Below are 13,536 nucleotides of genomic sequence, written 5' to 3' on the forward strand. Positions count from 1 at the left end.
TAGATCCGGCCCGGCACCGCGGTCTGGCCCGGCGCCTGGTTCGACACGACCGACGGCGTATAGGCCGTCACCGACACCTTCGAACCCGGCGCCTCGATCAGCGAACCACCCTGGAACCAGACGGAGCCGGCCGTCATCGTGACGCCGCCGGGCGTGAAGGTCGTACCCGGCGTCGACGTCGCGGTCTGGCCATTGTTGTCCGGCAGCACCGCCGTCACCGATCCCGGCCCGAAGCTCAGCAAACCGGCTCGGCCCACGTCGTAGACTCCGCTCAAGACCTGACCCGGATACGGCGTGCCGACAGGACTGTTCGACGCATACTCGTCGGCCGTCGAGATCGAGATCGTGCCCGGCGTGTTCACGCTCGTCGTCACGCCCACCACGCCGTTCTGCGCAACGCGGCTGCCCAGCAGGTTCACGTTGCCGCGAGCGGCCTGCACGATGCCCGTATTGGTCAATGTGCCGGCCGGCGTCACGTCGATCGTTCCACCGGTTTGCAGGTCCGGCGTGACGATCTGCCCGCTCAACTCCGGCAGCAGGACCTGCGGATTGTTCGCTGCGAACGAATTAGGCCGGAGACTGACACCCACGCCCGCCGCGAGCACGACCTGCCCGGCCGTTGCCGTGATGCTGCCGCCATTCGTTACGTTCGGTGCCGCCACCAGCACAAAGCCGCCGTCGCTCGCCGTGCCGTTGGTGTGCGTCGTGATCGAGGCGCCCGGCTCGATCGTGATGTCGCCCGGCGCCTGATACGCGCCGATCAGCAGCGCCTGGTTGCCAAGCCCGAGCACTTCGTTCGGCTTGCCCGCCGAACCCACCACGCCCGTCGAACTTCCCGACTCCGGATACGCGAGCCCGCCCGTCGTGCCGGCCGGCAGGCTCAGGAACTGCTGGTTGCTCGCGGCGATCCCGTCGGGCGTCGGCATCAGCTGGTTCTTCATGTCGAGCAGGTTCAGCGACGACGCGACCAGCGAGTGCACGTTCACCTGCGACCCCGCGCCGAACAGCACGCCGTTGCGGTTGATCACATACACCGCGCCCTGCGCGGTGACGTTGCCGAGAATCTGGCTCGGCTGTCCGCTCGGATCGTTGATCCGGTTCAGCACTGCCCAGTTGTTCGCGCCGTTCGTCTGCTTGCCTGCCGACTGGTCGAAATTCAGCGTCGTCTGCCGGCCGACGTTCATCGTCTCCCATGTCAGCACCGCGTTCTGTCCGGTCTGCTTCACGTCGACGTTCACGTGGCCGCTGCTGTCCACCGTCTGCTGCGGCTCGTTCGCGTTGACCCACAGCAGCGGATTGGTCGCGTCGGTGTTCTGGCTGACCCGGTCGCCCTTGTCGTTCGTTACGAAGGTGATGCCCGCAGCCACTTGCAGTCCGCCCGGCACCAAGCCATTCGGCACGGTCGACGGCAGCCCGGCCGCAGCCGCGGCCGCACTCTGCTGCGCGGCGATCTGCGCGGCAACCGCCTGCGCCGCATGCCCGAGGTTACGGATCGACGGCTGGCTCGCCTGCAGTGCCTGCTGCGCCGACACGCCGAGGTTCGGCATGCCCGGCACGCCACCAACGCCTCCCGCGCCGCCACCCGACGCGCGCGCCGTCGCCTGCCCGAGATTCATGATGCCGGCCGCCTGCGCGTGCGCGGCGACACCCGCCGCGAGCATCAGCACCACAGCATGATGGAGCGGCCGAAGCCGCAGCAAAAACGCTTCCTGAGCGACCCTGGCTGCGCCCGACTGCTGGCTGGTACGACCGCTGCTTTCCGACACCCGCGATGGCATAACGAACCCGATTTGGTTAGGCAAACGACAACGAATGGATGGCCAGTTCGAGGACAGGCAGCCCTCCGCCTCGCACGGGACGAGCAGCGGATACCGGCGTGCGTGCGCAAACGCACGCGCCGATACCGGGCAGGCTCGGGAGCACGAGGCCGGAACTGGACGACTCATTTACGATGACGCGCGAGAATCCGGATACCGCAAGAGATCGCGAAATGGCGTTGCGAGAACGGCGGCCGTCCGGACGCGCGCAGCCCTGACCCGCAGCCTCTCATCCGCGTGTTGCACGCGCGCGATGCGAGGCGCCGGAATTCACGGCCTCATGGGAGATGACGGGTGACGCGCGGTATACCGCAAGCGCGTGGCCTGCTGGTGCCGCCAGCGGACAGACGGGCGCGCGTCAGGTGAGAACGACGATGCCGCCGGGGAGCCGCGTGATGCGCGCGCCGTATGCCTGGCTCAGCGTATCGATCAGCGCATCGAGGCGGGCAATCGGCGCCTGCGCGGCCACGCTCGTGCGGCCCAACGACGCGTTCCTGAGTACCACCCGCCCGGGGCGATAGCGGTTGATTTCGTCGATGACCTGCGCGAGCGGCACGCCGTCGAACACGAGCATCCCGCGGCGCCACGCAACGACCGCGGCGGGATCGACAGTGGAAACGGGATGGACGACCCGGTCGTCATAAACGAGCTGCTGCGCGGCCGACAACGTCAGGCGGGTGTGCGGATGCTCGAACGCGACCGAGCCGGACACGCAGGTGACACAGACCTGTCCGTCGCCGCCGCGACGGACGTCGAACCGGGCCCGCGTCGCGAGCATCCGGCCACGGCCTGCGACGACGACGAACCCGCCTGTGGAAGCCGGCGCGCGCGCCGACGGCTCGGCGACGATCTCCGCCTCGCCGGCCAGCAGGTCGATCCCGCGGTGCGGCGCGGATCCGGACGACACGCGCAGCGCATCGATCCGCGTCTGCGCGCTCATCGCGACCGTCACCCCTTCGCCGACGGCGATCTGGCGTTGCTCGCCGGTGCCCGTCCGATAGTCGGCGGCGAGATCCGTGAGCGCGGGCCACAACTCGAACGGCGGACGCAACGCGAGCCACGACGCGCCCGCCGCAACCGCGAAGCCGACGAACGCGCGCCGGCCGGGCCGCAACGCTGCGTGCCGGCGGGAATGGTCCGCGGCAGACCGCGCGGCCGCTGCCGTCGCTGCCTCCTGCTCGGCGACGCGAACGCCGGCCGGCCGCAGGCCGGCCCACATCTCGCGGACCGTCGCCGCCGTCTGCGGATTCGCGGCGCACCAGTCCTTGAACGTGTTGAGCTGGTCCGGCGTGACCTGCCCCGAGCGCAGATGCACGAGCCACATCGCCGCCTGGGCCTGTACGTCATCGCGAGGGTCGTCCGAGTGAGTCTTCATCGTGGTGTTCAAAATTTCCGCCGCCCGCTGGTATGGCTTTCACCGCGCTCGCCGCGCTCGTTCATGCGCTCGAGGCAATGGCCGATCGCTTGACGGAGTTCGAGCTCGACGAGCCGCAGCGAAATCCCCATCCGCTCGGCGATCTCCTTGTTCAGCTGGCCTTCGACGCGGGCTGCCAGCAGAATCGCCCTGCGCCGCGGCGGCAGTTCCTGCAGCACCTCGGTCAGCAGGTCGATGGTCAGCCGCGCGCCGACGATCCGCTCGGGATCCGCGCGATCGTCGGGAATCTCCAGCACCTCGTCGATATCCGCCTGATCGACGTAATGCTGGTCGCGGCGATGCTGGTCGATCGCGAGGTTGTTTGCCATGCGCATCAGATACGCTTCGGAATTCGATACGGTGCCGGGCACGCTGGCATTCTCCAGCTTCAGCCAGGTTTCGTGCAACAGGTCGGCCGCGCGATCCCGCGTGCCGACCAGGCGCTCGAAGCGGCGAAGCCAGTGCGCGTAGCGGGATTCGAGCAACTTCTTCAGGTGGCTGCGGGTGCTGTCGGTCATGATGCGTTACCGCGCCTCCTGATCGGCAGGCGGACAGTCGGCGTGGATCCCGTTGCCGGACGGGCGCAGCAGGATCGTCACCGGCACGGGGAATCCCGCGGGCGGCGGCGCGTCGATCGTCAGCGCACGCAACGAACGGCCGATCGCGGCGTCCCGCGCCGGCATGCCGGTCGATGCGAGCAGGTCGACCATCGTGACCTTGCCGCTGCGGTCGATCTGCAATTGCGCGGCCAGCCGGTAATCGCCCGGCCGGGTCAGCGGTGTCGCGCACAGTGCAGTGGTCAGGTTCGCCTGGATCATCGCGATATAAGGACGGTAGTCGCCGCCATCCAGCGCACCGTCGGTGTTGTTTGTCGTTGGCTGCGGACGGGCCGGCGGTGCCGGCGCCGCATCGTCCTGCTCGATGACCGCCTGATCGGCGCCGACGATTTTCGCCCGCAGTCCGGTGCCGGCCAGCGCCACGCGCAACGCGTCCGCCGGCGGATAGGTGCCGTGAACCGGCGCACTGACCCGGCCGTCGATCAGCGGCTTCGGTGCCACCACCACGAGGCTGGTCGAGTAGAACGCCCGCAACAGCTCCGCCAGCGGCTGCGCCGGAAGATCGAAGTGCCGCGCGCCCGGCGGCGCGTTGGCTACGTCGGCTTCATCGGCGTCCCGTCCCCAGGCACACTGCGTCGTCAGGAAACCCCACCATCCGACGCATACGGCAAGCGCCAGCGCACCGGCCGCCGCCCGGTAGCCTGTCATAGCTCGAAACCGGAAAATAGGTTCGGCGTGTCGTGGTCTCCAACGCGCCATCCGCATCAAACCGGACGGCATATCCTAGAAACCGGATGTGACAATCCGAAGTCAGCGGGCTGGCTGGCGGAAAACAGCGAACCGGGAGCAACCGCCGCGTCAGCCATGCTGACTGGATGCGTGATCGTTCCCGTCCCCTTCGCAACAAGGATCTACATGCCGTCAGCTCGTGCCTGTTCGTCCCTGGTCAGGTATTCGCGTCGGCCCCGCCCGAGGTTCCCGAATCCCAATACTGCAACCGACCCGGAGGGGTTGTAGGCCGCCGGCAGCGGCCCTCGCTTTTTCAGGTTTCCATCACCATTGGCATCCCCGAAGCCCTCGACCTGCACCGAGATCGTCCAGCGACGCTGCCCGGCACCCGATGCGCTGTTCTTCACGATGTCCTGCGCCATCTGGCTTGCTGCAGACGCAGCCGAACTCGCCGCGGTCAGCGCACCCGTGTTCACCGCCTGCACCATCGGGATGCCGGTTGCCTTGCCCGTCACCTGGATGTTGTCCGCGTTCGCCACCCGCAGCGCGGCAACGTTCAGGTTGCCCGCGCGAATCCCCGCGTCGCCCGCGTCCACCGTGCCGCGCGGCGCGATCAGGTTCACCGTGCCCAGCGGCACGCCCGGCACACTCTGCAGCGTCGCGATGCCCGCGCCCGTCACTTCACCCCGAGAATCGACCGTGCAGTAATGGTTCACATCACAAACATACTGCGGCGCCGGCGTATCGGCCGACGACTTCGAGCCCTTGCCGGCGTTGATGTCACCGTTCGAACTCCAGATCGTCATGTCGCCGCCCTGCTCGGTGAACACGCGGCTTTGCGCGAGCAGCAGGCTCTGGTCGGTGAAGATGTCGACATTACCCTTCTCGAGCGTCAGGATCCCCATCGTGCCGGGTCCTGCTACGACCAGCCCGTTACTGTCGACGATCTGCGGAGGCGCCGTCGTGCTACCGACGAGCGCCTGCCCGCCCGGCCCGAGGATCGTCACGTCGCCGCCTTGCTGCGTCTGGATCGTCGTGCTGCGCATGTCGAGGTTGCCGGTGCTCACCTGCTTGTTCGCACCATTGCTGCCACCACCGAGATTGTTCGCCGTATAGCCGAGCGACGCGGGGAACAGCGTGTTGAGCGCTTCATAGCCGCGTGCGTACTTCTGGTAATACGGGCTCGCCGAATTGTTGTAGTCCTCGCCCACTTGCGCGAGCACGCCGAACAGCACCTTTTCCGCGAAGAACTGTTGTACGTAGGACGGCAATGCCTGGAATTGCTTCCATGCGTCGTCGGCCGTCAACTGGCCGACCTTCTTCAACGCCTTGTCCTTGTCCGCCTGCAGTCCCGTATCGACACCAAGCCCTGCGTCGTACTGCTCCATGAACGCGATCAATGCGGGCGTCGCACTCGGCACGCCGGCAACGGCGCTGCCCGGTGCGATATAGGCCGAAACGAATCCCGGCAGATCGACGCCAGGCCCGACGCCGAACAGCACGTTGACGTTCGCGCTCTCGTGCGGCAGGTTCGGATTGTTCGCGTTGCCGACTGCGTCGATGCCGGTGAAAATGCGCTTGAGGTTGCCGGTGTCGACTTTCCGGCTGTACAACTCGACCTGACTCGTCAGCGGGCCGATGTTACGTCCCGCCTGCACATCGAACCAGCCCGGCCCGCCGATCGCCAGCACCGGGAGAGCGCCGGTTTTCGCAGACATTGGCGTGTCGAAAATATCTCGCCCGGCCACGACGCGCGTCACGTCGGAACTGCGCAGATTCTGCCCCCAGTACGCCAGGTTGACGATGTCCTGCCCGGCCTGCACAAGCGCGGGCTTGTCGATCGACAGCGTGACGAGATTCTGGTAAAAGCCATTGCCGCGAGCCGACGTATCAATCCCACCGTTGATGATGCTGCCGTTCAGGCTGTAGATCCGTGCAGGCGTCGTATCGCCGTCGTGCAACGCTTCGGCGGCATGCGCGGCGAGCGTGATATCCGTCAGCACTGGAACGGTTGCCTGCGGGTTGATCGGCGACGGCATCATCGAAGGATCGGCATCGGACATGCCGAACTGGTTCGACAACGCCGCATCGTTGACGTACAGCGATGCGGAGTTGGACAGATGCACCGACTGATCGGCAACCAGGTTCAACTGTCCGGCCACGGACGGATAGAGGGTGCCGCCCGATTCGACGTCGATGCCGCCGCTGAATGCCGTCAGATTCATGCTCGCGGGCAGCACCCCGTTCGTGCCGGTCAACAAGCTGCCGATCGCACCGAGCCGGATATCGCCGGTCGTGGACAGAACGTTCACCGCGGAAGCGGGCGAGTAGCCCTGACTGTCGGCGTACTGCGAATAATTTGCCAGCGTAATGTTTCCCGTCGGGGAACCGCCTGCCTGCGGAAACGCGCTCGCATACGACGGATCGAGCACCGCGCCGAGCTCGACGCCCTGTCGCGCGGTCACGTCGAACACGCCGTCCTGGGTCGCGAGGATCGTCGACACGCCCACCGGGCCTTGACCCGCGATTCGCGCCGGCACCGAGATATCCGCCCCGATGCGCCCGCCTGCCGCGATCGTTCCTGTTCCCTTCGCGACGAAGTAGTCGCCGCTCAGGATATCGCCGCCGGCCCGCACGGTCAGGTTGCCGCCGCCGACCGTGACAGGTTGGCTGTTTCCATCCAGGTACCACGTGGTCGGCAAGGACACGGCCAGGTCCGAGATATTGCCGCCCGCGCTGACCGACACGTTGCCACCGACGCTCATCACACCCTGGTCGAAAGCGCCGAAGTCGATCGAGGTTCTGGTCAGCGGAGCGAAGACATAGTTACCGTCCGAGGTTTTACCGGGGGTGATCTGCATCCACTGCCACCAGTACTGGCTGATGTTGTTCCCGGCGGCGCCCGTCATTTCACCCGTCGCATCGGTCACGTTCTGGATGCCGGCAATGTCGCCCTGCGCACGAATCGAAATATCGCCCGCCGCTTCCGGATTCACGGTTGGCGTGACCAGAATGTCTTGATTACCCACCCCGCCGGGCATGACTTTCGAGGTAAGCCCCAACGCCGGCGAACCCTGAGTAGGCGCCCCGGCCGTATACACCACGCCTGGTGCGGTCATATCGGCCAGCTTGAAATCATTGCCTGCCGCAATGTCGATCGATCCCGTACCGGTACGGATCGTCGTCGGTTGCAGCAACGTCAATCCGTTCGAATCCACGTAGGCCATGTGCTGGTTCAGCGTCACGTTGCCGGAAGTCGTGCTGCCGGCGTTGAATGCCGCAACAGGTTGCACGGCAAGCGGATTGGCACTGGCGAGGTCGGCGCCGCCGACGATGCGATACGACGTACTTTGTCCGCCCAGCAGGGCGGCAAAACTGATCGGCAACGGATTGTTGGCGGTTGCAACATTCGCCGGCACGTTACCCGGCAGGTTTCCGATATTGCTAATCCCTGTATCCGGGATAGATAACGGTGCTATCGGAGCATATAAAAAACTGAATGCATTGTTTGGATGAACCAATGGACTAGGGCTAGATTGCGTGCTTTCAATCCTTGAAAAATACTGACTGCCGTACAATAAAATATAGGCACCGTAATCCACAGGATTAGACGACAAAATAGGGGGAGTTGGCGTGCCAAATTGTTTAAACACGACCACACCATTCTTAATCAATCCAGTGACGGTAGCTGTAACATATCCAGTCAACCACCGCCAGTACGCACTCGAATAATCCTGATATGACGTATACGCAGAAAGCAACGGAGCAGGATTCAGGAGTGGAGAATAGGGCATCACATGGAGCGAATAATTCCCCCGAAAATTCCCGTTTTGCCACAGATTATAATAATCACCCCAAGCGTTCGCATACCCAATGTAATCAGAATAATAATCAGCGGTCTGCTTGACGAGCGGCGCGCTCAGCGCGATATTAGGATCATATAGCGGACTCCCCGAGTTGCTACCGAATGAGGACAGAGACTGAGTCGAACCATCAGTCAATTGCACGGTAATCGATGCCGGATCGTCCAGCGACGCCAGGCTGTTGTACAGCGCCAGCGCTGCCGCATACGTCCCCGTAGCAGTCGCATTGCCCGCCGCCCCCAGGATCGTCGCCACCGCGTTCTGGAAAAATCCATCGGTAATACTCGCTTCCGCGTCGAAATTGTTTGTCGCCCGGAACGTCAGCATCGGCGCGACCGCCCCGTTGTAGCGGTACGAAGGCACGATCGTCCCGCTGTTGTTCGGCAGCCCCGCGCCGAGATTCCAGTTCGACAGGATCGAGATGTTGCCGCCGTTGATTGCCGTGCTCGGATTGTCGAATTCGATGCCGGGCGCCACCCGGAAATTCGCGATGTTCGCCGTCGACCCCTGCAGCTTCGGCCCAGTGGCGCCGAGACCGTTCTGGACGAAGTCCATCAGCGTGCCGGGCACCATCGACAGCGTGCCGTCGCTCGCCTTCACAATCTGCCCGCCGTAATAGGTCTGGTGATCGGTGTTCGGATTGGTCGGCACAAAATACGTGCTGTCCATTCCCGTGAAACCGATCGCCGCGATACCGCTGCGCAGCGACGCGAGGTCGGTCGGACTGCTGGTCAGCGTCGCCTGCGCGCCGGTCGCGTTGTTCGTCAGCGTGCCACCGCCATCGCCGTTCGTATTCGGCGTGAACGTGAAGGTCGGCGGATTGGTGCCTTGTGAGGTAAACGTGCCGGCCAGCAGGTGCCCGTTGCCGTCGTACCAGCCGGCCGGATCGACGATGCCGTCGAAGTGCTTCGCGCCGGTGCTCGCGTCGGTCGTGCTCCACACCGCGTACGCTTCGAGCGTCGTCGCGCGCGCACCCTTGATCCCGTACTTCGGCTCCGACGGCGAATTCAATGTGACGTTGACCGAGCCGTCCATCAGCAGCGGCGCGCGGAAATTCACCGTGCCGCCTGACAGCCCGCCCGCGGTGCCGCCCGATACGTCGATCAGCGCATTCGCGCCCAGCACGATCCGGCCGGAGTTGGCCTGCTCGATGTTCTCGTAGCCGTAGGTCGAGTTGGTCGCGATCGATTGGTGTGTCGCCGGATCGACGATCGTCGGATCGAACACCGCGCTCGTGCCGACGTTCACCTTGCCACCCCGCTGGGTCGGATCCGAGCCGCGCGCAAGCAGCGTGCCTTCGATATCCACCCCGCTCCTGCCGTACAGGTCGATCTCGCCTCCCGCGTTGCCCGATGCGTCGATCGTGCCGAGCACGTTCACGTTGCCGTTCGCGGTATCCGACGCGTTGCCCGCGCCGCCGTCCGCCGTCAGCGACACCGTGCGTGCGGTCAGCGCGTTGCCTGCCGACAGCGTCAGGTTGCCCGTCTTCGTGTGGACCGTGATCGACTGGTTCACGCCGCTCGATGCGAGCGTCTTCGCGAGGCCATCGAGATCCACCGCACCAGCCGTTTCGAGCGACAGCGAGCCGCCCGCGTAGCCGTTCGCCGCACCGCCCTTGATCGTGCCGTTCAGGTTCACGACCTGCTGCGGTGCCGACAGCGTCAGGCTGCCCGCCGCGCCGCCGCCGGTCGCACCCGCGAAGTCCAGCGTCGCGCCCGATTGCACGTCCACCGTGCCTTTGTCGGCCGTCAGCGTGATCGCGCCGCCCGGCGCGTATTGCGTCACATCGAAGAACTGCTTCGATACGCCGGCCGAACTCACGGTCGAGCCGCTGCCGATCGTCAGGTTGCCGCTCGTCGCCTCCAGGCTCACGTTGCCCGCTGGCGCCGTGATCGTCGCGCCGTTGTCGGCGAGCGTGCCGCCAATGAAGTTGAATGCACCACCTGCCGATGTCTTCGTCAACGCGGTGCCAGCGGCGCCATTCAGCGTCAGCGCACCGGTCGTCTTCACGGTCGACGCCGAACTCGTGTCGGCCAGATACACGGGCGCTGCGAGCGTCACCGGCAGCGCGCCGAAATCGAACGTGCCGGTGTTCTGGCCGACGATGCCGCCGGTCGCCGTCATCGACACGTTCGCGAAACCACTCAGCGTCTTCGTGCCCGCGCCGAAGTCGATCTCCTTCGCGTTCACGGTCAGCGTGCCGTTGCCCGACGTTGCCGTTCCGACAGGTGCCCCCGTCTCGTTCGTGAACGCGATCTGCGGCCCGTTCAGCGTCACATGGCCGCCGTCGCTCGTGAACGTGCCCGCGCTCAGGTCCACGCTGTTGCCGAACGTCGCGTTCACGTCGCCGATGAAACCGATCGCGCCATAGCTGCGCAGCGTCACCTGCTGTGCGTGCGCGAACTGAGCCAAGCCCGCCGGATCGATCACGAAGCCCGGCAGGTTGGCCGCGGCCGCGCCGCCTGCGTTCGTGAACGTGATCGCCGAGCCGTCCGCCGTGATCGCCTTCGCCGACAGCACCGCAGTCGGATCGACCTTCAGGTTTCCAGACGAATCCAGCGTCAGCGCCTGCCCGCCCGTGAGCGTCGCGCCCGCGCCAACCGTCAGCAGGCCCGTGCCCGTGCCGCCCGTGCGCTTGAGCGGTGCCATCGCGCCGTTCGACACGCGCAGCAGCGCACCATCGCCCGCAATTGCGATCGGCTGGTCCTTCGCCGCCGGGTAATCGCCCGTTGCTGCGATCGATGCGCCTACATCCACGCGCAACCCGTTCGCCGCGTTCGGATCCGTGCCGCTCGCGTCGGTCTTCGTGACCAGCAGGATTTCCGGTCCCTTCAGCGACGTGTTGCCGTCGTTCGATACCACCACGCTGTTGGCGAACGGCGTGATCGTCACGCCGTTCGTCGTCGCCGTGCGCGTGCCGCCGATCAGCAAGCTGCCTGCGTTCAGCGAATCGAGTGCGTCACCGCTGATCTGCAGATAGCCGGCCAGCGCCGGCGCGCCATTGCCGGTGATCTGGATGTCCTGCGACGCGATATCGACCTCCGCCGGCGCACCGCCTGTAGCGGCCACCGTATTCAGCGCCGCGCCGAGTGCGAGCGCCTTCGTCGCGGCCAGCACCAGTTGCCCGCCATCCCTCGGCAGCGGCGGGGTTACGTTGCCGTTCTTCGCTGCCAGCGCCGTGAAGAAGCTGTTGGCATCCTTCAACGTGTATTGCGAGTACTGCTGCCACACCGGCCCCGACTGCACGTTGAACAACGTCGGTGTCGCGCTGCGGCCACCGGTCACCGCATCGGCAAAGTACCCTGCCGTCACCACCGTGCCGTCCGGCAACACCTTGCTCGCGCCCGGTGCGACGTTACCGCTCGTGGCCGACACCGTCACGCGGTACGCGCCCGTCAGCGTCGCGTACTTGCCTGGCAGCAGCGTGTAGTAGCCGGCTGCGAGCCCCGGCACGCCGGACAGATACACGGCCTTGCCGATCGCGTCGTTCATCCCGGCTTGGCCGATGCCGAGCGTCGCGGTCCTGGTCGTCGCCGTGCCGTTGCTGGCGACGTCCGGCTGCATGGTCTGCGCGAACAGCGGATCGTATGCGGCAACCGGTGACTGCGCGCCCGGCACGATCGCGTACACGTTCCCCGCGCCCGCATTGACCGGCACCGCCGTCGCGCCCTTGCCGCTCGCATAGCTCACGTTGTATTGCGACAGCACGTCGCGCGTGCCACCCGTTCCCGGCACCCATTCGGCGGCCTGCAGGTCGCCGCCGCCCGACAGATCGATCGTCGCGCCCTTGCTAAGCGCCACGGTCGCGCCATTCACGCCGATGAACTTTGCGGGCGGTGCGGTCAGGTCGGACGCCGTCGTGCCCGCTAGCGGGTTGAACTGCCACTCGACGCCGTCGATCGTCGTGCCATAAGGAATGATCGATCTGCCGTTCGAAACCGACGTCACGCTGCCATTCGCGAACTGCACCGAATCGGTCGCGACCAGCGGCAAGCTGTTGAACTGCGCCAGCGTCGCTGCGTTCGTCGGATCGCCGACACCGAACACGAGCGTGCCCGACGGCGCGCGCACCGTGCCGCCCTGCACGATATTCGTCGCGTCCACCAGCAATGTGCCGCCGGCCGACAGCGGCGTGCCTGCCGCGCCGGTCGAGCCGAACGTGACGGTGGTCGGCACTAGCTTGCCGGTCGCTGAATCGATCGGCCCGACCGCATCGACGATGAACGTGCTGCCCGTTGCCGGATACAGGCTCGCCGCGTTGAATGTCACGTTGCCCGGCGTATACAGCACGCCCGGCGACAGCGCAGTGCCTGACGGGTTCGTCGAACTCAGACGGATATCGCCGCTGCTGTTGAAATTCGCTTGCCCGAAGTTGTTGAGCTGGAACTGGTTACGCAGATCGACAAACGACGCGTTCACGTTCAGCGTTGCATCGGAGCGCGTCGCGACCGGCACGAATGCCGGTGTCGACGAGGGCGCCATCGGGCCCGCCAGCGCGACATAAGGCGCGCTGATCGCCACCGTCGTGCCGAGCGACTGGGCCGGCGGCTGTGCGAGCAGGTCCGAGAACACCGAGCTGCCGCCTGCCGGCTTGGCAGGCGTCGACAGCAGCGTCGAAAGCTGATCCATCCCGATCGCCGCGATCCGGCCGGTATTCAGCGTCACGGATTCGGGGAGCGTCAGGTTCACGTTGCCGGCAAACGCGATCGACGGCGTCGGAATCGGAGAGGGCGCGCTGTCGCCCAGCACGAGGTTCGAAATCCCCGAGCCGTTCAGGGTATCGGCAACAAACTGGATCACGCCGGTCGGCGTCCCGCTCGGCAGCCCGGTGGTCGGATCGTCCGGCGTCGGGAAATCCTCGCCCGGCGCCAGCCCCGCGGGCACCAGCGTGCCGCCCTGCCGCACGACAAGTACGGTCGTACCGGGCCCGCTGTTGTTCGGATGCGGCAGGATCGTCAGCGTGCCGCCGCGCGCCTGTGCTGCGCCGGCGTGGCCGGCCAGCGTCGCGTCCGCGAAGAGGCCGTACGCGGCCGACAGCGTGATCGACCCGGCATCGCTCCACACCGGCTGTGACGCATAGATGCCGTTCGCCTGCAACTGGTCGAAGTTCGCCGACGCGCCCGACACATCGATCTTCGAACCGGCCTGTGCGACGA

At 66.0% G+C, this 13,536-nt stretch carries 5 protein-coding genes; all 5 read right to left on the reverse strand.

Translation table 11 applies throughout. The features are described from left to right. A partial coding sequence (locus G3N94_RS34840; protein ID WP_205798511.1) for a filamentous hemagglutinin N-terminal domain-containing protein occupies positions 1-1,661 on the reverse strand: 1,661 nt, incomplete at its 3' end. Between the two features lie 514 nt (positions 1,662-2,175). Continuing rightward, entirely contained in the window at positions 2,176-3,192 is a 1,017-nt protein-coding gene (locus tag G3N94_RS34845) for a FecR domain-containing protein (RefSeq protein WP_205798505.1), read from the reverse strand. A gap of 8 nt (positions 3,193-3,200) precedes the next feature. Then, positions 3,201-3,749, reverse strand: coding sequence for an RNA polymerase sigma factor (locus tag G3N94_RS34850; protein WP_205798507.1), 549 nt, complete (start codon positions 3,747-3,749; stop codon positions 3,201-3,203). Positions 3,750-3,755: 6 nt separating this feature from the next. Beyond that, positions 3,756-4,553: a secretin and TonB N-terminal domain-containing protein gene (locus G3N94_RS34855; protein ID WP_241022245.1), complete on the reverse strand. Its 798-nt coding sequence runs from the start codon at positions 4,551-4,553 to the stop codon at positions 3,756-3,758. Positions 4,554-4,699: 146 nt separating this feature from the next. Further along, the coding region (locus G3N94_RS34860; RefSeq protein ID WP_205798509.1) for a filamentous haemagglutinin family protein at positions 4,700-13,536 on the reverse strand (8,837 nt) is incomplete at its 5' end.

This window comes from Burkholderia sp. Ac-20353 (assembly GCF_017104785.1).
GTDB lineage: Bacteria > Pseudomonadota > Gammaproteobacteria > Burkholderiales > Burkholderiaceae > Burkholderia.